The sequence below is a fragment of the Peribacillus cavernae genome (assembly GCF_003989135.1).
GTDB lineage: Bacteria > Bacillota > Bacilli > Bacillales > DSM-1321 > Peribacillus > Peribacillus cavernae.
The window spans coordinates 24,520-46,954 of record NZ_RYZZ01000028.1; the positions used below are offsets into that span (position 1 = coordinate 24,520).

General features: G+C 42.5%; 19 protein-coding genes. All 19 read left to right on the plus strand.

Annotated elements, in window-relative coordinates; all coding sequences use genetic code 11:
* The first annotated feature begins 108 nt into the window (after window positions 1-108).
* The 19 genes from mfd (at window position 109) to pabA (ending at window position 22,366) form a co-directional block, all read left to right on the plus strand.
* Window positions 109-3,642, plus strand: coding sequence for a transcription-repair coupling factor (gene mfd / locus ELQ35_RS16390; RefSeq protein WP_126866098.1), 3,534 nt, complete (start codon window positions 109-111; stop codon window positions 3,640-3,642).
* A gap of 192 nt (window positions 3,643-3,834) precedes the next feature.
* The gene (spoVT, locus tag ELQ35_RS16395) at window positions 3,835-4,371 is read left to right on the plus strand and encodes a stage V sporulation protein T (RefSeq protein ID WP_126866100.1); all 537 of its coding nucleotides are present in this window, start codon (window positions 3,835-3,837) and stop codon (window positions 4,369-4,371) included.
* Window positions 4,372-4,523: 152 nt separating this feature from the next.
* Complete coding sequence (yabN, locus tag ELQ35_RS16400) at window positions 4,524-5,999, plus strand: bifunctional methyltransferase/pyrophosphohydrolase YabN (protein WP_126866102.1); 1,476 nt, start codon at window positions 4,524-4,526, stop codon at window positions 5,997-5,999.
* A 23-nt stretch (window positions 6,000-6,022) separates the two neighbouring features.
* Window positions 6,023-6,295 carry an RNA-binding S4 domain-containing protein gene (locus ELQ35_RS16405; protein ID WP_126866153.1) on the plus strand — a complete coding sequence of 91 codons (273 nt, stop codon included), beginning with the start codon at window positions 6,023-6,025 and terminating at the stop codon, window positions 6,293-6,295.
* Window positions 6,296-6,361: 66 nt separating this feature from the next.
* The gene (gene yabP, locus ELQ35_RS16410; RefSeq protein WP_126866104.1) at window positions 6,362-6,670 is read left to right on the plus strand and encodes a sporulation protein YabP; all 309 of its coding nucleotides are present in this window, start codon (window positions 6,362-6,364) and stop codon (window positions 6,668-6,670) included.
* Complete coding sequence (gene yabQ / locus ELQ35_RS16415; protein WP_126866106.1) at window positions 6,667-7,299, plus strand: spore cortex biosynthesis protein YabQ; 633 nt, start codon at window positions 6,667-6,669, stop codon at window positions 7,297-7,299. Before yabP ends, yabQ begins: the two co-directional genes overlap by 4 nt.
* 12 nt (window positions 7,300-7,311) lie before the next feature.
* The gene (locus tag ELQ35_RS16420; RefSeq protein WP_126866108.1) at window positions 7,312-7,698 is read left to right on the plus strand and encodes an FtsB family cell division protein; all 387 of its coding nucleotides are present in this window, start codon (window positions 7,312-7,314) and stop codon (window positions 7,696-7,698) included.
* A 79-nt stretch (window positions 7,699-7,777) separates the two neighbouring features.
* Window positions 7,778-8,224 (plus strand): S1 domain-containing RNA-binding protein, encoded by a 447-nt coding sequence (locus tag ELQ35_RS16425; protein WP_126866110.1) that lies wholly within the window; start codon window positions 7,778-7,780, stop codon window positions 8,222-8,224.
* A gap of 427 nt (window positions 8,225-8,651) precedes the next feature.
* A complete protein-coding gene (spoIIE, locus tag ELQ35_RS16430) occupies window positions 8,652-11,126 on the plus strand; it encodes a stage II sporulation protein E (protein WP_126866112.1) in 2,475 nt (824 codons plus the stop codon).
* Between the two features lie 112 nt (window positions 11,127-11,238).
* Window positions 11,239-11,976, plus strand: a complete 738-nt coding sequence (locus ELQ35_RS16435; RefSeq protein WP_126866114.1) for a vWA domain-containing protein — start codon at window positions 11,239-11,241, stop codon at window positions 11,974-11,976.
* On the plus strand, window positions 11,945-12,937 hold the full coding sequence (locus ELQ35_RS16440; RefSeq protein WP_126866155.1) for a protein kinase domain-containing protein: 993 nt from the start codon (window positions 11,945-11,947) through the stop codon (window positions 12,935-12,937). Before ELQ35_RS16435 ends, ELQ35_RS16440 begins: the two co-directional genes overlap by 32 nt.
* A gap of 121 nt (window positions 12,938-13,058) precedes the next feature.
* Window positions 13,059-14,480 (plus strand): tRNA lysidine(34) synthetase TilS, encoded by a 1,422-nt coding sequence (gene tilS / locus ELQ35_RS16445; RefSeq protein WP_126866116.1) that lies wholly within the window; start codon window positions 13,059-13,061, stop codon window positions 14,478-14,480.
* A 2-nt stretch (window positions 14,481-14,482) separates the two neighbouring features.
* Window positions 14,483-15,025, plus strand: a complete 543-nt coding sequence (hpt, locus tag ELQ35_RS16450) for a hypoxanthine phosphoribosyltransferase (protein ID WP_126866157.1) — start codon at window positions 14,483-14,485, stop codon at window positions 15,023-15,025.
* A 117-nt stretch (window positions 15,026-15,142) separates the two neighbouring features.
* A complete protein-coding gene (ftsH, locus tag ELQ35_RS16455) occupies window positions 15,143-17,203 on the plus strand; it encodes an ATP-dependent zinc metalloprotease FtsH (protein ID WP_126866118.1) in 2,061 nt (686 codons plus the stop codon).
* Window positions 17,204-17,383: 180 nt separating this feature from the next.
* Window positions 17,384-18,166 (plus strand): type III pantothenate kinase, encoded by a 783-nt coding sequence (locus ELQ35_RS16460; RefSeq protein WP_126866120.1) that lies wholly within the window; start codon window positions 17,384-17,386, stop codon window positions 18,164-18,166.
* A gap of 25 nt (window positions 18,167-18,191) precedes the next feature.
* On the plus strand, window positions 18,192-19,070 hold the full coding sequence (gene hslO / locus ELQ35_RS16465; protein ID WP_126866122.1) for an Hsp33 family molecular chaperone HslO: 879 nt from the start codon (window positions 18,192-18,194) through the stop codon (window positions 19,068-19,070).
* Window positions 19,071-19,271: 201 nt separating this feature from the next.
* Window positions 19,272-20,195: a cysteine synthase A gene (gene cysK, locus ELQ35_RS16470; RefSeq protein ID WP_126866124.1), complete on the plus strand. Its 924-nt coding sequence runs from the start codon at window positions 19,272-19,274 to the stop codon at window positions 20,193-20,195.
* Between the two features lie 123 nt (window positions 20,196-20,318).
* The gene (locus ELQ35_RS16475; protein ID WP_126866126.1) at window positions 20,319-21,761 is read left to right on the plus strand and encodes an anthranilate synthase component I family protein; all 1,443 of its coding nucleotides are present in this window, start codon (window positions 20,319-20,321) and stop codon (window positions 21,759-21,761) included.
* Entirely contained in the window at window positions 21,758-22,366 is a 609-nt protein-coding gene (gene pabA, locus ELQ35_RS16480) for an aminodeoxychorismate/anthranilate synthase component II (RefSeq protein WP_126866128.1), read from the plus strand. The genes ELQ35_RS16475 and pabA overlap by 4 nt, the downstream gene beginning before the upstream one ends.
* Window positions 22,367-22,435 lie beyond the last annotated feature (69 nt).

Consider the following 22,435-nt stretch of genomic DNA (forward strand, 5'->3'; position numbering starts at 1 on the left):
CCAAAGCGTTTTTTCCGTTTGTTTGGTTTTGATTAAAGCTCATTCATAGAAAAGCGGGCAATGGAAAAATGGTAGACACGGTTATTATGTAAGAGAGGAGGGGCGAATATGAATGGATTGAAGGATTTATTCTCAAAACACGATGATGTCCAATCATTGATTACGGGCATCGATGAAGGACTGAGAGAACAACTGGTAGCCGGGTTATCCGGTTCCTCGAGATCAGTGCTGATTGCATCCATATATAAACAAACGAAAAGGCCTATTTTGATAGTTACGCACAATCTTTTACAAGCCCAAAAGTTTCATGAGGATTTATCTGGTTTTTTACCTGAGGATGAATTATTTATTTATCCGGCAAATGAACTCATCGCAGCAGAGCTGAGTGTTGCTAGTCCCGAACTCCGGGCACAGCGTATTGAGGCATTGAATTATTGGTCGGCAAGCATAAAGGGGATTGTGATTGTGCCGATTCCAGGACTGCGTAAACTGCTGCCCCCAAAAGATGTCTGGAAAAAGTACCAAATAACATTTACAGTTGGAGATGACCTTGATCTGGACGAAACACTGCGTACTTTAATAGCAATGGGCTATCAAAGGGCTGAAATGGTTTCGACACCGGGTGAATTCAGTTTAAGGGGCGGGATTATTGATCTTTATCCAATTACAGAGAGTAACCCGGTCAGAATCGAGTTATTTGATACAGAAATAGATTCCATTCGATCTTTCTCGATAGAAGATCAACGTTCCATGGAGAAGCTGTCATCGGTTCTCATTGGCCCCATGACCGAAGCCTTGCTGGAGCCGAAACATATTGAAAGCATGGCTGAAAAGCTGGAAACGGGGTTAAGTAAGAGCCTAAAGAAAGTAAAGAATGAGAAAACAAAGGAACAAATGGTCCAGACTATCGATTACGAATTGGAACAGCTTAAGAATGGTACAAAGCCTGAGCAGATTTTCAAGTATCTTAGCCTGGCTTATGAAAAACCAGCTAGTTTACTAGATTATCTCCCAGTAAACGGGCTGGTGATACTAGACGAAATCAGCAGGATTCAAGAAATCAATGAATCACTTGAAAAAGAAGAAGCAGAGTGGTATACCGATTTGCTAAGTGAAGGACAGATTGTTCATGATGTAAAGTTATCCCACAAGCTTCCAGAATTAATTCTTGGATCTGGCCGGCCGTTTGTGTATCTGTCCCTGTTTTTGCGGCATGTGCCGCATACCAATCCACAGAATATCCTGAACTTCACCTGCAAGCAGATGCAGAATTTCCATGGGCAGATGCATGTGTTCAAATCAGAAATTGAACGGTGGAAAAAGGGGAAATACGCTGTAGTCGTACTCGCGCCCGATGAAGAAAGGGCCAAAAAGATAAACAGGGTGCTTGCCGATTATGAAATTGAAGCAGCAGAACTTTCTGAAGGCTCAAAGCTCATTTTCGGAAAGGTCCAAATCCTGCAAGGAAATGTAAACACTGGCTTTGAGCTGCCGATGCAGAAATTCGCGGTGATTACCGAACAGGAGTTATTCAATAAAAAAACCAAAAGATCCGTCCGCAGGCAGAAGCTTTCCAATGCGGAGAGAATTAAAAGCTATTCCGAGCTCAAGGTCGGTGACTATGTCGTTCATGTTAACCATGGGGTCGGGAAATACCTTGGGATTGAAACGTTAAGCATTAACGGCGTTCATAAAGATTATCTTCATATCCGTTATCAGGGCGATGATAAATTATACGTTCCGGTTGACCAGATCGACCTGGTTCAAAAATATGTCGGGTCTGAAGGGAAAGAGCCAAAGCTTTACAAATTGGGCGGAAGTGAATGGAAGCGGGTTAAAAGCAAGGTACAATCGTCTGTTCAGAATATCGCGGATGATCTAATCAAGCTGTACGCAGACCGTGAGGCAGCGAAAGGCTATGCTTTCTCGCCGGATGGCGATGTCCAGAGAGAGTTTGAAACCGCTTTTGTTTACAATGAAACAGAAGATCAGCTGCGCTCTATCAACGAAATCAAAAAAGATATGGAACGCGAACGGCCAATGGACCGTCTTCTTTGTGGTGATGTAGGGTACGGAAAAACCGAGGTGGCCATCAGGGCAGCATTTAAAGCGATCATGGATGGGAAACAGGCAGCCTTTCTTGTCCCGACAACTATTTTGGCGCAGCAGCATTATGAAACTCTGAGAGAGCGCTTCCAGGATTATCCGATAAATATCGGACTTTTAAGCAGGTTTCGCACGAAGAAACAGCAAACAGAAACGATTAAGGGACTAAAAGCTGGTACAGTCGATATTGTTGTCGGGACACACAGGCTTCTGTCAAAGGATATTCATTACCGTGACCTCGGCCTGTTGATCATTGATGAGGAACAGCGTTTTGGTGTGACCCACAAGGAAAAAATTAAACAACTGAAAACAAACGTGGATGTTTTAACCTTGACAGCGACGCCTATTCCAAGAACACTTCATATGTCCATGCTCGGAGTAAGGGATTTATCAATCATCGAGACTCCCCCGGAAAATCGCTTTCCGGTCCAAACATATGTCATGGAATACAATGGCGGCTTGGTCCGAGAAGCGATTGAAAGAGAATTAGCGCGGGAAGGCCAGGTTTATTTCCTTTATAACAGGGTAGAAGATATAGCAAGAAAAGCAGAAGAAATTTCCATGTTAGTCCCGGATGCACGTGTTGCGTATGCTCATGGGCGAATGACCGAGCAAGAATTGGAATCGGTTATGTATGGTTTTTTAGACGGGGAATATGATGTGCTGGTAAGCACGACTATCATCGAAACCGGTGTCGATATACCAAATGTGAATACACTGATTGTGCATGATGCGGATAAAATGGGACTTTCGCAGCTTTATCAACTCCGTGGCCGAGTGGGCCGCTCCAATCGGATTGCTTATGCCTATTTCACATATCGAAAGGACAAAGTCCTTGCGGAAGTCGCTGAAAGAAGGCTTCAGGCAATTAAGGAATTCACCGAATTGGGTTCAGGATTCAAAATTGCGATGCGCGATTTATCTATTCGCGGGGCAGGGAATCTACTGGGGGCAGAACAGCACGGATTTATCGATTCTGTAGGCTTTGATTTATATTCGCAAATGCTGAAAGAAGCAGTGGAAGCCCGGAAGAACGATAAACCCTTAGATGAAAAACCTCAACTTGAAATTGACCTGGATGTAGATGCCTACATTCCTGACTCTTATATTTCTGACGGACACCAAAAGATTGAAATGTACAAAAGGTTCAGGGGTATTTCATCTCTTGAGGAATTCGAAGAGCTCCAGGAAGAAATGCTCGACCGTTTTGGGGAATATCCGGACCAGGTTGCCTATTTATTTCTTATTGCAGAGGCTAAGATTTATGCTTCTCAGGCAGGTATTGAAAGCATTAGGCAGGCAAAACAGGATATTTCCATACTCATCTCAGAAAAAGCAAGCAGCAATATAAATGGTCAAAAGGTTTTTCAATTAAGTTCAAAATATGGACGTACGGTTGGTCTTGGGATGGATGGCAGCAGAATGAAGCTCGTTCTGCACACAAAAGGCATAGCGGCTGAAAAGTGGCTTCATGTATTGTTTGAACTTGTTAAAGGCTTGCTGCTTGTAAAAAAGGAGAATCAAACAATAGCATGAGGCGAAAGATATCTACGGCTATATCCTTCTGTTTGCCTATAATGGGAAGGACAACTCAAGAAAAGAAAAATTCAATCAAAATGTATAGAACTTTCCATATGAAAAATAATAAGTTCTAGTATGGTATCATTTTTTTTAAAAGGGTGGAATCGCCACCAAAAAAATCAATTAGTGAAAGAGGGGCAACACAAGATGAAAGCAACTGGTATTGTTCGCCGAATTGATGACTTAGGAAGAGTTGTTATTCCAAAAGAAATCCGTAGAACTCTTCGCATCCGTGAAGGGGATCCATTAGAGATTTTTGTGGACAGGGATGGAGAAGTAATCCTTAAGAAGTATTCTCCGATCAGTGAATTAGGAGACTTTGCAAGAGAATATGCAGAAGCTTTATTTGATAGCCTTGGTAATCCTGTATTGATTTGTGACCGTGATACGTATATTACGGTCGCCGGAGTTTCCAAGAAAGATTATCTGAATAAAAGTGTCAGCGATTTAGTTGAAAAGTCGATGGAAAACCGTAATTCCTTGATTGAAACCCCGAAAGGAAGCATTAATTTAATAGATGGAATCGATGAGGATGTTCAATCCTATACGATCGGTCCGATCGTTGCGAATGGCGATCCGATTGGAGCAGTCATCATTCTCTCCAAGGAGGGAATGGTCGGCGAGGTTGAACAAAAAGCGGTCGAAACAGCAGCAGGATTTCTTGCAAGACAAATGGAATCCTAAAAGGCGGGCTCCGCCCGTCTTACATACGTTTGAAGTGAGGGCAGCCGTAAGCTGCCCTTTATTGTGGGCCTTCCGCTTTTCTTATTGTATAGGAAACTACAGATTTAATTTTATGTGGTGAAACATAAAAGGGAAAGGGAGTAATCGGAATAATGAAGAATGATCTGGCCATCATTGGCTTGGGAGCTGGGGATCTGGATCAGCTTCCATTAGGCGTTTATAAGAAGCTGAAGCGGGCTTCCGTATGTCTCGTACGAACAATCGATCACCCCGTCATTAAGGAATTGAGCGCGGAAGGAGTCGTCTTCGAGAGCTTTGATGAAATCTACGAAAAACACGCTGCATTTGAAGCCGTATATGAAGAGATTTCAGAAATGCTCCTTGAAAGGGCTGAACGGGAATCAGTCATTTATGCCGTTCCGGGACACCCTATGGTTGCTGAAAAAACCGTTCAGCTTTTATTAGAAAAAGGCCCGGAACGGAATATTTCTATTACAATAGAAGGTGGCCATAGTTTTCTTGATGCGCTGTTCCAGGCTGTGAAAATCGATCCGATAGACGGGTTTCAGTTATTGGACGGTACCGCATTAGTAAGAGATGATCTGCATATAAACCAGCACATGATTATTGGGCAGGTTTATGATTCCCTAGTGGCCTCTGAGGTGAAGCTTACCTTGATGGAAAAACTCCCCGATGAACATGAGGTTTATCTCGTTAAGGCTGCGGGAAGTAAAGAAGAGGTCGTAAAGAAGGTTGTTCTGTACGAGTTGGACCGTCAAATGGATGAATTAAGCAACCTCACAAGTGTATATGTTCCACCAGTGAAAAATGAAGCGGAGCGTTACAGGGACTTTCCTAAGCTGAGGGAGATCATTGCATGCTTAAGGGGTCCGGATGGCTGTCCCTGGGATAAAAAGCAAACCCATGCAAGCTTAAAGCCTTATTTAATAGAGGAAGCCTATGAATTGATAGAGGCAATAGATGAAAAAGATGATGAGGGAATTATTGGCGAACTGGGCGATGTTTTATTGCAAGTCATGCTTCATTCCCAGATAGCAGAAGACGAGGGAATGTTTACGATCGATGACGTAATTGAGGGAATTTCGGCAAAAATGGTGCGCCGCCATCCGCATGTTTTTGGGGCTGTGAAGGTAAGCGGTACAGAAGAGGTATTGGAAAACTGGCAAAAGATAAAAGCGGACGAGAAAGCTGGCGAAACGATAAGAGGGAAGTCATTGCTGGATGAAGTCGGTAAATCTCTGCCTGCCCTCATTCGGGGACTTGAGCTGCAAAAACGTGCAGCAAAAGTCGGGTTTGATTGGAAGGATGTAACAGGTGTCTGGGATAAGGTGAAAGAAGAGATAACCGAACTTGAAGTTGAGTTTAAGAAAGAAGATAATATAGAGAATATCAGAAATGAACTTGGCGATTTATTCTTTACGCTTGTGAATGTAGCGAGATTCTATGGGATACAGGCAGAGGAAGCAATGAACGCGGCTAATCGAAAGTTCTATAATCGGTTTACATATATTGAATCACTTGTAAAACAAAGCGGTAAAAGCTTCGGTGATTGCTCCTTGTCTGAATTGGACAATTTCTGGGAAGAGGCAAAAGCAAAGGGATATTGAGAAAGGAGGGGTAAAGCATGTCGATGCGACTGGATAAGTTTTTGAAGGTTTCCCGTCTGATCAAGCGCCGCACACTAGCAAAGGAAGTAGCTGATAGAGGAAGGGTTTCCATTAACGGGCAGCAGGCAAAAGCAAGCTCGACTGTGCAGGCCGGCGATGAATTGTCTGTTCAGTTCGGCCAAAAAAAGGTAACGGTGGTCATCAATCGAATCCAGGATACAACCAAAAAAGAGGAAGCGGCTGATATGTACACAGTAATCAAGGAAGAAAAAACAGCCGAAGGGAATGGTCTGTAGGGCTTGTTCTATTTCCTGAACTGACACATATACTTAAAGAAAAATGTGTTACTGTGAGGGATGAAGATGAGCCAATATTTTGACCCGGCACAAAACAGTACAAAGGGAACAGTACAGGAACATGATGTTATCATGCGAGGGCGCCGTTTATTGGAGATAACCGGTGTTAAACAAGTGGAAAGCTTCGATAATGAGGAATTTCTTTTAGAGACGGTGATGGGCTTTTTATCAATCCGCGGACAAAACCTGCAAATGAAGAACCTGGACGTAGATAAAGGAATCGTTTCAATCAAAGGAAAAATTTATGATTTGATTTACTTGGACGATCATTCAGGGGAAAAAGCTAAAGGGTTCTTTGGCAAGTTGTTCAAATGACGTTATCCGTACAATTTTACACTCTGGTGGCGATGATTGGGATGGGCAGTTACTTTGGGGCTGCCCTTGATACGTATAATCGCTTTTTAAAGAGGTCAAAGAGAAAAAGCTGGCTTGTCTTCATAAACGATTTCTTATTTTGGGTCGTTCAAGGCCTGCTAATCTTTTATGTGCTATTTTTAGTAAATGAAGGTGAATTGCGCTTTTATTTATTTCTAGCCCTGTTATGTGGTTTTTCTGCTTATCAGGCGCTATTTAAAAGCGCGTTCAACAGATTTCTGGAATCTGTGATCCACTTTTTCATCACGACTTCAAAGTTTATCGTAAAATCATTTCAAACTCTCATCTATCATCCGATCAAATGGTTGATATCTGGTATTGTTTTCCTGTTTGTCAGCTTGGGAAAAGGAATTTACTCTCTGATCCAGTTTATTTTTAAGCTGATAAACTCGGTGTTATCGATGATTATCCGTCCTTTTATCTGGATATTAAAGGTATTTTGGAATTACTTGCCGAAATCTGTTACAAAAAACGTCGGGAAGTTTTATAATAAAGGTACAGGATTTTTTAACAGTTTAAAGAATGTAATAAAGAGAGTCGCAGCGAAATGGAGAAACAAATCTGATTGAGGAGTGGATAAAATGGGTAGCCTCAGGAAAAAGAAAGTGGCAAAAATCGAATCCCCTTATGTCTTCCAACAAGAAAAGAAGATGCAAACGGTGGGGAAAAAGAGGCGCGGCCTTGTACGCCGGCTGACTTTTTATGCAGTATGTGCTGCTGTCATTTCTGTCCTGGCTGTCACTGCTCTGATATCGCAAGCAGCTACTCTGAAGGAAAAGGAAGATAAGCAGGAGCAACTGCAAAACAGGCTTTCTAAGCTTGAAAAGAACGAAGAACTTTTAAACGAAGAGATTGTTAAGCTTAATGACGATGATTATATAGCCAAATTGGCCCGCAGAGACTATTTTTTATCTGATAAGGGTGAAATTATCTTTAATCTGCCTAAAAAGAAGGGAGACAGTGACTAATATTGACACTGTTTTTTTCCTTTCGTTATAATATAATGTAAAGTGATCTTTAACATTTCTAAGGAGGAACATTTTTTTTATGTCAATTGAAGTAGGCAGCAAGTTACAAGGTAAAGTAACAGGCATTACTAATTTTGGGGCGTTCGTTGAGTTGCCTGAAGGTTCAACAGGACTTGTTCATATCAGTGAAGTTGCTGACAATTATGTGAAAGATATTAACGATCACCTTAAAGTCGGCGACCTGGTAGAAGTGAAAGTCATCAATGTTGAGAAAGACGGTAAAATTGGCTTGTCTATCAAGAAAGCTAAAGACAGACCGGAAGGACAATCTTATTCTGGGCGCCCACGCCAGGGAAGAGGAAATGATAATCGTTCCAAAGACTTTCGTTCAAAGGGAAACTTCCAGCCGAAGGAAAACTTCGACCAAAAAATGGCGCGTTTCTTAAAAGATAGTGAAGAGCGCTTATCTTCTCTCAAGCGCAATACCGAAACAAAACGGGGAGGCAGAGGAGGAAGGCGCGGATAAACTGCTGCTGAAAAACAAAGGTTTAGCAATTTTCAAATAAAAAAATTTTTATATATAAAGGCAGGCTCTTTACCAGAGTCTGCCTTCTTTTACTTTTACGTCTTTTAGCATAGGCACCGTTGTAATAATAGCTATTGCCTGATTTTTATTACAGAATTAATTATCAACAAAAAATTTACCATTTGCCGTGGCAGAAAATTATTACTGTTTTTATCTACAAAAAATAGATAAAAAATGTCCTTTTCTTATCCAAAATAAACATCTTACCATTATTTTTTTCTTGTTTCTTCCAAAAATCTGTTCCGTTATGGATAATCGAAGAGAAATTCGTCGAACTTTTCTCATCTGTATTTACAAGATTGTGACAAAGTTATAAAAGAAGGATACTTATAATAAAAGACAACAAATCGAATGGGAGTGTTTCTCAATGGAAAAGATTGAACGTAACGTAATAGAGCCCATTGCTGACGTTCATTTACAGGAAGCCAAAACAGATGCAATCAATTGGTTCAATCATCTTCAAGCGAAAGTAGAAGATATTTTTTTGAGGAAGGGATTTGTACTGGTTATCATTGGTTTTCTGCTGGGACGAGCCCTTATTCTATCTCAGCTAGCCCCATTTGGATTGCCATTTTTCGCCGCTGTTTATCTTATGCGCCGTGACAAAGCACCGCTATCGCTGCTTGGACTTGTTGCCGGATCGCTTACCGTACATTATTCAAATGGAATCACGATGTTTGTGTCCGTCCTTCTCTTGATGCTCATCTATAAAATCAAAAAACCCGGATTGGAAGGACAATTTAAAACGATGGCGATTTATGTATTTGCCTCTCTTGCTCTAGTTAATTTAGCGGAGCATTACATTAGGAATCGCAGCATTCAAATATATGATGGAATGATGATCGGGGTCGAGGCAGGGCTTGCGATGATTTTAACGCTTATCTTCATACAGTGCATCCCCTTATTATCTGTTAAAAAAAGAACACAGGCATTGAAAACCGAAGAAATTGTAAGTGTTATCATTTTGCTAGCCTCCGTTATGACCGGAACCATCGGATGGGCAATCTATGATCTATCCATTGAACATATATTATCAAGATATCTCGTTCTGTTATTCGGATTGGCCGGAGGAGCAGCGATCGGATCGACAGTTGGTGTCGTTACGGGCCTGATTTTCAGCTTGGCCAGTATTGCCAGCCTTTATCAGATGAGCCTGCTTGCCTTTTCGGGATTGCTTGGCGGACTTTTGAAAGAAGGGAAGAAGATGGGGGTATCATTTGGCCTCCTGATTGCCACCTTATTGATTGGTTTATATGGAGAAGGGTCAAATAATATCATGCTTACAATGTACGAATCTTTTTCATCGGTTCTGCTGTTTCTGCTGACGCCTTCATCAATCATCGGAAAGATTGCCAAGCATATTCCCGGAACATCGGAGCATTCCAATGAGCAACAACAGTATATGAGAAGGATGAGAGATGTCACCGCACAACGGGTTACTCAATTTTCCAATGTTTTTGAAGCATTATCGGATAGTTTTACACAAATAGATGAACGGGGGCAAGCGGAAGAGGAGGACGAGAAGGAATTGGACTATTTCCTGAGCAATGTTACGGAAAAAACATGCCAGGTTTGTTTTAAAAAAGAACAATGCTGGTCAAATAACTTCGATACAACCTATGAAGGTATGCAGGAAATTATGCATCAATTGTATGAAAATGATGGTGTGCTGCCGCAGAATACAGCAAGAGAATGGGGAAAATACTGCACGCGCAGTCCACAGGTTATTGCAGCCATATCACAGGAGATGACGTTTTACCAGGCAAATCAAAAAATGAAAAAACAAGTGAAGGAGAGCAGAAAGTTAGTGGCGGACCAGCTTCGCGGCGTTTCTGCCGTGATGGATGACTTTGCTAAGGAGATTCAAAGGGAAAGGAAAAACCATGATCTTCAGGAGGAACAAATCTTGGAGGCAATCCAGGATTTTGGCTTAACAGTTGGACATGTGGAAATTTACAGCCTTGAGCAGGGAAATGTCGATATTGAAATGAGCGTCCCCTATTGCCATGGAAGAGGAGAGTGCGAAAAGCTCATCGCTCCGATGCTGTCAGATATAATCGGGGAAACGATCGTTGTGCATTCAGAAGAATGTGCAGCCTATCCAAGCGGACAATGCCATGCTGTGTTCAGGACGGCAAAAAAATATGCCGTAGAAACAGGGGTCGCCCATGCGGCTATGGGTGGCGGTTTGGTATCAGGTGACAGTTACACAACGATGGAAATAGGCGGCGGTAAATATGCGATAGCCATTAGCGACGGAATGGGGAATGGGGAGAGAGCCCATTTTGAAAGCACAGAGACACTGAAGCTGCTTCAAAAGTTCTTATTATCCGGAATAGAAGAAAAAATAGCGATAAAATCAGTAAACTCGGTACTATCACTGCGGACAACAGATGAGATTTTTTCTACGCTTGATTTAGCGATGATAGACCTGCAGGATGCAAAAGCAAAGTTTTTAAAAATTTGTTCGATCCCGAGCTTCATCAAAAGGGGCGACAAGGTTATTAAAATTGAATCCAGTAATCTGCCTATGGGGATCATTCAGGAATTTGATGTAGATGTTGTGAGTGAAGAATTAAAGGCGGGTGACTTACTGATCATGATGAGCGATGGCATTTTCGAAGCGCCTAATCATGTGGAAAACTTTGATTTCTGGATGAAGCGCAAAATTAAGGAATTGCAAACCGATGAGCCACAGGAAATAGCAGATCTAATTCTGGAGGAGGTCATCCGGGCCCGGGGAATGATTGATGACGATATGACAATCGTCACCGCAAAAATAAAACATAATACCCCAAAATGGGCTTCGATTCCGGTCAATTCTTTTCAAAAAAGAGCATAACGCCGATTATTTACGAGCAGGCAACAGGAACAAACGAAAAGGAAATGAATCTAGTATAAAATCTTCCCTTTTAGTCAAGGATGGTAACACTATTGATGAAGGGGAGATTGTCATGAAACCAGGAACTCTGCGTCAAATCTTATTGATTACCGATGGCTGCTCGAATCAAGGGGAAGACCCGGCTGCGATGGCAGCGCTTGCCCGCGAGCAAGGGATAACGGTAAATGTGATCGGTGTAATGGAAAATGATGTGATCGATGAGAACGGAATGAAGGAAATTGAATCTGTTGCTCTTTCAGGTGGTGGCGTTAGTCAAATTGTTTATTCTCAGGCGCTTTCTCAAACCGTACAGATGGTAACGAGGAAAGCGATGACACAAACCATCCAAGGAGTTGTCAATAAAGAACTGCAGCAGATTCTCGGCAACTCGGTAACAATGGAAGACCTGCCGCCGGAAAAACGCGGAGAAGTAATGGAGGTCGTCGATGAGCTCGGTGAAACGAGCAAATTGGAAGTATTGGTTCTTGTCGATACAAGTGCAAGCATGAAACACAAGCTTCCTACCGTAAAAGATGCTCTTTTGGACCTGTCGTTAAGCATGAATGCCCGACTAGGAGATAATCAATTTTCTGTCTTTGTATTTCCCGGGAAAAAGAATGATGTCGAAAAACTTCTCAATTGGACTCCAAAGCTTGAGGTGTTGACAAAGGTTTTCCCAAAGCTCACTACTGGCGGGATTACACCAACCGGACCAGCCATTAAAGAAGCCCTTGATTATTTTGATCAAAAACGTTCATTAAGGGGATTGTTATCAGATGATGATGAACAATACTTTGAGGAATCAGTGTAAGACTCTGCCTGGCAGTGTCATTACAGGAAAATGGCATAAAAACAACTATAAAATAATTAAGGAATTAGGATTCGGCGCCAACGGCATTGTCTATCTGGCAGAAAACAACAGGCAATATGTAGCGCTAAAGCTTAGTGACAATGGCGTGTCGATCATCTCTGAGATGAACATTCTTAAAGCCTTTTCCAAGGTCCAGGGATCCGTCCTCGGGCCTTCTTTTTTGGAAGCGGATGATTATGTGAAAAATGGTAAAACGATGCCGTTTTATGTAATGGAATATATAAAGGGCGATGGTTATCTCGATTTCATTCAGAAAAAAGGAACATCATGGATGGGAGTTTTCATGCTTCAGCTATTATCAAGTTTGTCAGTGTTACATAAACAGGGGTGGATTTTTGGTGACTTGAAGCCGGAAAATCTGATTGTTACCCTTCCTGCTTATAAAGTGCGCTGTATAGATGTAGGGGGGACAACTCTAACAGGAAGATCTATAAAAGAGTTCACTGAGTTTTTTGATAGGGGATACTGGGGAATGGGCTCGAGGAAGGCCGATCCACAATATGATTTGTTTGCTGTAGCGATGATTATGATCAATTCTTCTTATCCAAAACGTTTTCAGAAAAAAGGAGAAGGATATACACAGCTTAAAGAAATGATTAAGCAAAACAAAGATTTATTGACTTATCAACCTATACTGGATAAAGCTCTTTCAGGAAAGTATTCTTCTGCTGATGAGATGCGAAATGATTTAATTGGGTTCTTAAGCAGACATTCCAGTAAAAAAAAGGCGCCAGTATCGGGACAGACTGGAAATGCGTCGAAAACACGGCAGGCGAGAAGGGCTCAAAACTATAAGCAAAAAAGCAGAATCAAACGTAAATACGGCGCTCTTGAAACAGTCCTATTGGTGACAATCGTTTCATTATTATACATTTTGTACATATATGGCCAGCTACTATGATATAGTTAATGTGTTAATTTTTCTCGCTATATTTGAAACCAATTTAACTTTGAAACGTATTATTAGGGACGGGCAAGTAAGTTGCTCGCCAGTCGCCTTTGAAAGCCAGAGGTAGAATCCTATGTTTAAGAAAAAAATTCTTGATTACATTTATAAACATGATCTAATACCTGAAAAGTCAAAGCTGCTTGCCGGAGTGAGCGGAGGGCCCGATTCCCTTGTCCTGCTGCATTTTCTTCATGAAATAAAGGAAGAGCTTGGTTTTGAACTGGTAGCCGCACATGTTGACCATATGTTCAGGGGAGACGAGTCTTATCGGGATTACCTTTTTGTCGAAAAGGTTTGCAGGGAATGGAGGATACCGTTTGAAGGAAAGCGGATCAACGTTCCCCAATATATGGATATCACTGGCGAAAGCATGCAAAGTGCCGCAAGAAAGCTTCGTTATGCCTTTTTTGAAGAAGTGATGGATACATACGAGCTATCTGTTTTGGCTTTAGGACATCATGGCGATGATCAGGTCGAAACGATGCTGATGAGGATAACTCGCGGGGCAACGGGTATGGCAAGGGCTGGAATACCAGCGAAAAGACCACTTCATGATTGCACTGTCATTCGTCCATTCCTTCCAGCGAGCAAGGATGAAATTTCTGAATATGCCAAGCAAAACGCCTTGATACCCAGAATCGACCCCAGCAATGAAAAAGATGTCTATTTACGTAATCGTTTTCGCTTATCGGTCCTGCCATTCCTGAAAAGGGAGAATCCAAAAGTACAGGAACACTATCAGAGATTCAGCGAAGAGCTTTTTGAGGATGAGGCGTACCTGTTGGAGCTTGCCGGTGAACGATTGGAAACCGTTTGGATTGAGCGGAAGAACGGGTATGCGTCGATACAGATTGAACCCCTTTTGGCGATGCCAAAACCTTTACAAAGAAGAGCTATTCAACTAATATTAAACTATCTTTATATAGAGAGACCTTCATCGCTTTCAGCATTACATATTGACCAGCTTTCAGCTTTATTTATGAGTCCTCAACCATCAGCTGAATTGCATCTCCCGGATGGACTGATTGCGGAAAAATCATATAACACAGGAATCTTTCGATTTTTCCAAAAAAAAAGCCCGAACTTTTTTTTGCAGGTACAAATTCCCGGTGATACTATTCTCCCGAATGGGTATAAAATTAAAGCGCATTATATAAAAGAGAAAATCCCTGAATCAGAAGGGAATGATTCTTTTATCTTTCGGGCAGCAAAAGCCGATCTCCCATTAATGGTCCGTACCAGGAAGGACGGGGACAGAATGTCTGTAAAAGGATTGGGCGGCTCAAAAAAGCTGAAGGATATTTTCATAAACGAAAAAATCCCATTGTCAGAGCGTAATGTCTGGCCTGTTGTTACCAATCAAAAAGAAGAGGTCATCTGGCTTCCGGGGTTGAAGAAATCGGAACAGGGACTGGCAGGGTACGATGATGAACCGTCTTTTATTTATTTAGAATATAAAAAGCTTACATCTTCTAGGGGGCAATCAAACGGATGACCATGCAAAATGACATTGAAAAGGTATTAATCACTGAGGAAGAGATTCAGGGGAAAATCAAAGAGCTCGCAAAACTGCTCGAAGATGAGTACAAAGACAGCTTCCCGCTGGCAATCGGCGTGTTAAAGGGCGCAATGCCATTTATGGCGGAATTGTTAAAACATATTGATTCCCATCTGGAAATGGACTTCATGGATGTTTCAAGCTACGGGAGTTCGACCGTATCTACCGGTGAGGTTAAAATCATCAAAGATCTCGATACCTCAGTAGAAGGCCGCGATATCTTGATTATTGAAGATATCATCGATAGTGGTTTAACGCTTAGCTATTTAGTGGAATTATTCCGTTATAGAAAAGCGAAGTCGATTAAAATTGTCACACTCCTGGATAAACCAACCGGCAGGAAGGCGGATATTAAACCTGATTATACAGCCTTCACCGTACCTGACGAATTTGTAGTGGGATACGGGCTCGATTACGCGGAAAGATACCGCAATCTTCCTTATATTGGTGTATTGAAACCGGAAATTTACGAAAGCAAATAGACTGCTTTCACCTCAATGTTTATCTGATTATCTAAAGATGTATTAATTAATTGTAATACAATTATTTTCTATGATAATATTTACTATAGTTTGTTTTAAAGTGGGAGGAGGTAAGGAATGAATCGGATCTTCCGTAATACCATATTTTATTTACTCATCTTTTTGGTCATCATTGGGATTGTAAGTATTTTTAACAATAACAATGAGCCAACTGTTAATATTACCCAGGATGAATTTTTTGAACACTTGGATAAGGGAGAAGTAACAAATTTCACGATGCAGCCTGAACGATATGTGTATGAGGTGCGGGGGCAGCTTGAGAATTATGAGAAAGACAAGTTTTTCCTTACTTATGTGACAGATAGCGAAGCTACGCAGGCGCGTATCAGCGGGGCTATTGAAGATAATAAGGTGGACAAAACCGAAGTATTGCCGGCAAAGGAATCAAATGGCTGGGTAACATTCTTCACTTCCATCATTCCGTTTGTCATTATCTTTATTCTTTTCTTTTTCTTGCTTAACCAGGCTCAGGGAGGCGGCGGCGGCCGTGTCATGAACTTCGGGAAAAGTAAAGCTAAGTTATATAACGATGAGAAGAAAAAGGTGCGTTTTAAGGATGTCGCGGGTGCGGATGAAGAAAAGCAGGAATTGGTTGAAGTCGTTGAATTCCTGAAAGACCCACGCAAGTTTGCCGAACTGGGTGCCCGTATTCCAAAAGGTGTCCTGCTTGTGGGACCTCCTGGTACAGGTAAAACCCTGCTTGCAAGGGCCGTTGCCGGGGAAGCGGGTACTCCGTTCTTCTCGATCAGTGGTTCCGACTTTGTTGAAATGTTTGTCGGGGTTGGTGCATCCCGTGTTCGTGACCTTTTTGAAAATGCGAAGAAAAATGCTCCATGTATTATTTTTATTGATGAAATTGATGCAGTTGGACGTCAGCGTGGTGCGGGTCTAGGCGGTGGTCATGACGAGCGTGAGCAAACGCTTAACCAATTGCTTGTCGAAATGGATGGCTTTGGCGGAAATGAAGGAGTCATCATCATCGCGGCTACTAACCGTGCTGATATTCTTGATCCCGCGTTACTCCGACCAGGCCGTTTTGACCGACAAATTACAGTGGGCCGTCCCGATGTTATCGGCCGTGAAGCAGTGCTTAAGGTTCATTCTCGTAATAAGCCATTAAGTGACGGTGTTAATTTAAAAGCGATTGCCCAGCGTACACCTGGTTTCTCAGGTGCCGACCTTGAAAACCTATTGAATGAGGCAGCGTTGGTGGCTGCCCGCCAAAATAAAAAGAAAATCGATATGTCTGATTTGGATGAAGCCTCAGACCGCGTAATCGCCGGTCCCGCCAAAAAAAGCAGGGTTATCTCCAAAAAAGAACGCAATATTGTGGCGTTCCACGAAGCCGGCCATACGATTATCGGTCTGGTACTGGATGAGGCGGAAATCGTTCATAAAGTTACCATTGTTCCACGAGGGCAGGCTGGCGGCTATGCTGTCATGCTTCCTAAGGAAGATCGTTTCTTTATGACAAAACCGGAGCTTTTGGACAAAATCGCCGGTCTCCTTGGAGGACGTGTGTCCGAAGAGGTCGTCTTCGGGGAAGCGAGTACAGGTGCTCACAATGACTTCCAGCGCGCTACAGGCATCGCGAGAAGCATGGTGACCGAATACGGAATGAGCGATAAGCTTGGACCGATTCAATTCGGCCAGACACAGGGGCAGGTATTCTTAGGCCGTGATTTCAACAATGATCAAAACTACTCTGATGCTATTGCCTATGAAATAGACCTGGAAATCCAGCGCATTATCAAGGAATCCTACGATCGTGCTAAAAAAATTATCACCGAAAATAGGAGTAAACTCGATATCATTGCCAATACCCTTCTTGAAGTTGAAACTCTTGATGCAGAACAAATTAAGAGCCTCTTTGACACCGGGAAATTACCGGATCGTGATTATACAGCTATCAATGGCAGATTGGATAGTGACGACGATATGAAGGTAACGATCCAATCTAAGAAGGAAGAAAAGGAAGCACTTCTTAAGCCGCTGGATGAAAGAAATCCCGACCCAATGGAAGTAAGGGATGAAGATACAAACCCACCTGGAATTGAAGAAGGAAATCCGCAGGATAAGCCGCTTTCCTTCCCGAATGAAGATGAGCCAAAAAAATAATCATTACATTCTTATTAAGGCATTTCCCGAAAACGGAGATGCCTTTTTTTCTATTTAGGAAAGGCTAGACATATTTAGAGAGGACTCCTTTTTACAAGGCGCTTGCGCTTTTCTTGATAACGGAGAAAAAAACAAGTATGGTATGATGTGGGTGAATAACTTTGGCGGAGTGATGAGATAATGATTTTTGTTTTGGATGCAGGGAATACAAATACAGTATTAGGCGTATACAATGAGGATCAACTAAACTATCATTGGCGAATTGAAACGAATCGCCATAAAACCGAAGATGAATACGCAATGATCATTAAGTCATTATTGGAGCACGAAGGCTTGTCCTTTCGCGACATCGATGGGATTATCATTTCATCAGTAGTTCCACCGATAATGTATGCTTTAGAGCGTATGTGCAAAAAGTATTTTAAAGCAAAGCCGCTTATTGTCGGCCCTGGAATCAAGACAGGACTTGACATTAAATATGAAAATCCAAGGGAAGTAGGCGCAGACCGGATTGTTAACGCAGTGGCTGGGATTCAGGAGTACGGCAGCCCTCTGATCATCGTCGATTTTGGTACGGCTACAACGTATTGTTACATTAATGAAGACAAACAATATATGGGCGGAGCTATTGCGCCGGGAATTGGCATTTCGACAGAGGCGCTTTATTCAAAGGCTGCAAAGCTTCCCCGGATCGAGATTGCGCGGCCTGAGGATATTATCGGCAAAAACACGGTAGCTGCAATGCAGGCAGGCATTTTATTTGGTTATGTAGGCCAGGTTGAGGGGATTGTCGGCAGAATGAAAGAGCAAAGCCTAATCGATCCTACAGTAATAGCAACCGGAGGGCTCGCCCATTTAATTGCCAACGAATCGGATACAATTGACATTGTCGACCCGTTTTTGACTTTAAAAGGATTGCAGTTGATTTATAAAAGAAATAAAGACCAACATAAAAGCAGGTAATACACCCTGGAAAGGGGCATATAGGATGAACGATTATTTAGTAAAGGCTTTGTGTTATAAAGGACAGGTAAGAGCTTACGCTGTTTCTACCACCGAAACAGTAGGGGAAGCACAAAGGCGCCATTATACCTGGCCGACCGCTTCTGCAGCACTGGGCCGATCAATAAGTGCCGGCTTAATGATGGGCGCGATGCTTAAAGGGGAGGATAAGCTGACGATAAAAGTCGAAGGAGGGGGCCCGATTGGTGTCATCTTGGTAGATAGCAATGCAAAAGGAGAAGTACGGGGTTATGTCACCAATCCACAGACCCATTTTGACTTAAATGAAAAAGGAAAACTGGATGTTCGGAGGGCGGTAGGAACAGAAGGGACTTTGTCTGTTGTAAAGGATATAGGCCTCCGTGACTATTTCACGGGACAGGTTCCGATTGTTTCCGGGGAACTTGGAGAAGACTTTACCTATTATTTTGTAACTTCGGAACAGGTACCCTCATCTGTTGGCGTTGGCGTTTTGGTTAATCCCGACAATACAATCCTTGCTGCAGGGGGATTCATCATTCAGTTAATGCCTGGAGCAGAAGATGAGACAATCAGTCAAATTGAAGATCGGCTGAGCAAAATCCCTCCCATTTCTAAATTGATTCAACAAGGATTAACACCCGAGGAAATCCTTGAACAGGTATTAGGGGATGGAAACGTGAAGGTCCTTGAAAAAATGCCGGTAGAATTTAAGTGCCAGTGCTCACGTGAAAGGATTGGGAATGCTCTTGTCAGCTTAGGGAAAGCAGAGATCCGCGATATAATCGAAACGGAAGGACACGCAGAAGCCCACTGTCATTTTTGTAATGAAAAATACCAATTCTCCAAGTGTGAGTTGGAAGAGCTGGAAAAGGAAGCAAAATAGCCTTTTACATCCAAGAGCAGATGGAGGAAAAAAGAAAAAAGTAGGGTCGATTCCCTGAAATGATGAACTGAGATACCGTCAAAATAAAAAAGCTGCAAACAACGATTAGACCAAATAATGCAAACATATTGACATTGGTGTATGAAAGCTGTAAATTTTAGATAAAACCAATAAAAATACTCGGTATTAGGAGTGGAGAATATGGCAAATACAGTAAATTCAATAGTCGATTTAATCGGACAAACACCAATTGTAAAATTGAACCGAATTCCAGATGAAAACAGCGCAGACATTTATTTAAAACTGGAGTACATGAATCCTGGAAGCAGTGTCAAAGACCGTATCGCACTTTCAATGATTGAAGCAGCGGAAGAAAGCGGCGATTTAAAGGAAGGCGTTACTATTATTGAACCTACCAGCGGCAATACAGGCATTGGCTTGGCAATGGTGGCCGCTGCAAAGGGCTACCGCGCTATTTTGGTTATGCCGGAAACAATGAGTATAGAGCGCCGCAATCTACTTCGTGCCTATGGGGCAGAACTGATATTGACACCAGGCCCTGAAGGGATGAAGGGTGCCATTGCAAAAGCGGAAGAACTTGCAAATGAAAACGGCTACTTTATGCCGCAGCAGTTTAAGAACAAAGCAAACCCTAAGGTACACCATGAGACAACGGGTAAGGAAATAGTAGAGCAAATGGGTGACCAGCTCGATGCGTTTATTTCAGGAATCGGAACTGGAGGGACTATTACTGGCGCTGGTGAAGTGTTGCGCGAAAAATATCCCGAAGTGAAGATTTATGCGATTGAGCCTTCGGATTCACCAATTTTATCTGGCGGGAAACCAGGTCCTCATAAAATACAAGGTATCGGTGCAGGGTTTATCCCCGAGATTTTAAATACTGAGTTATACGATGAAGTTATTCAGGTCGGAACAGATGAATCATTTGAATATGCCCGCCGTGCTGCAAAAGAAGAAGGAATTTTAGGCGGAATTTCTTCCGGAGCTGCTATTTCTGCCGCCGTACAGGTGGCAAAAGAACTCGGCAAAGGCAAAAAAGTCCTCGCGATCATCCCAAGCAATGGAGAACGCTACCTGAGCACACCGCTTTATAACTTTGAATAATAAAGGCGAATAAAGAAAAAAGCAGAGCCCTTCAATGGACTTTGCTTTTTTTATTTAATTTTCCTCCGTTAATTAGTAAACTCTAACTATGATTGTCTAATTAAGATACAGGGGCTGAATGAGTTGGAGAAACAACGGGAAGTGTTTGCAATCAATATCCCATTTGATCACAATGACGTATTTCACGTTTACAAAATATTATCCTCTTCTGTCTCTACCCACATGATGCTCGAAAGTGGAAGAGGGGGCCGCTTCAGCATGATAGGCCTAAATCCGGTCGCCGAGCTGTCCGGTAAAGCTGATTTGCTGACAATAAGAGAGTTTGATGGACGGACAGAGCATCGTCAAGGAAACCCGCTACATTCTTTAAAGGAATGGATGGCAGAGAGAAAAAGCAAACAGAATGACGATTACCCGGACTTTCAAAGCGGTGTCATGGGCTTCATCAGCTATGACTATGTCCGTTATATAGAAAATCTCCCTGCTGCTGCAAAAGATGACTTAGAAACGCCTGATATTTATTTTCTGGCGTTTGATGAAGTGATTGTTTACGACCATCAGGAACAGCTGCTATGGTTCATGTATGCCTGTGGCCAAGATGAAAAAGACATGGCATTGGAAAAGCTGGAATCAATGAAACATCAATGGATGTCGGTGAAAGCTGAGCCTGAAAGCCGCAATACGGAGACATATATTAAACCGCTTCAAGAAAGCGTTTCTTTTACAGAGGATCAATTTAAAGAGGCTGTAGAGAAAATCAAGAATTATATTTCCGAAGGAGATATTTTTCAAGTGAATGTATCGGTCCGGCAATCAAGCCCTCTTTTTGCACAACCGCTCGATGTCTATGAACAATTAAGGCTGTTAAACCCTTCTCCTTATATGGCATATATTCATACTCCAAGTTTTCAAATTGTCAGCGGTTCACCTGAGCTTCTGGTTAAGAAACAAGATACCCGGGTCAGCACAAGGCCGATTGCAGGAACCCGCTCAAGGGGGGAAACGGCTGAAGAAGATGACCGGCTTGCAAGGGAGCTGGTTGAAAATGAAAAAGAGCGTGCTGAACATGTGATGCTTGTTGATTTAGAACGGAATGACCTTGGTAGAGTGTGCGAGTACGGCAGTGTCAAAGTGAATGAATTTATGGTTATAGAAAGGTATTCTCATGTCATGCATATTGTTTCAAATGTACTGGGAAAGCTTGCTGAAGGCAAGGATGCTTTTAACGTCATTGATGCCGTCTTTCCAGGAGGGACAATAACCGGGGCCCCTAAGGTAAGGACGATGGAAATCATTGAAGAACTTGAACCTGTCCGCCGTGGAATATATACAGGCTCAATCGGATGGATAAGCGACTCAGGAGACATGGAACTGAATATTGTCATCAGGACGATGCTTGTGAAAGATGGAATCGCCCATATTCAAGCGGGGGCTGGCGTTGTCATCGATTCAAACCCGGCATCTGAATATAAGGAATCACTGAAAAAAGCGATGGCGCTCCAGAAAGCCAAAGAAAGAGCAGAAACAGAAACAGCAACAGCAACAGAAAAGGCGGAAAACCGATGATTCTCATGATTGATAATTATGACTCATTTACCTATAACCTTGTCCAGTATCTTGGTGAAATCGGAGAAAAATTACTTGTAAGGCGCAATGACCAAATCACGATTGAGGAGATCAAACAGCTTGCGCCGGAGTTTTTAATGATTTCACCTGGGCCATGCAGCCCCGATGAAGCTGGAATAAGTCTTGAAGCCATTGCAACTTTCGCAGGAAAGATGCCCATCTTTGGAGTGTGTCTTGGTCACCAATCAATCGGCCAGGCTTTTGGCGGGAGGGTTATTAAGGCGGATCGCCTGATGCATGGGAAAACCTCTCTGGTATATCATGATGGAAAAACAGCGTATGCCAATATCCCTAATCCTTTCCCAGCTACCCGTTATCACTCGTTGATCATCGACCTGGATTCACTCCCTGATGGCTTTGAGGTTTCAGCCTGGACAAAAGACGGAGAAATTATGGGGATTCGGCATAAAGACTTTCCCATTGAAGGGGTACAATTTCATCCCGAGTCGATTATGACCGAAAGCGGTAAGCAACTCTTGCAAAACTTTCTGGAAGTTTATCGGGTGAGGCAAAAGGAGAACTTTGATAGGCTGTTTACTAAATAAGCATAGCTTTTTCAACTTGTATTGGTGTCTAGCTCTGACGTAGCCGCAAAACGTGGCTGGTGCTAGTCG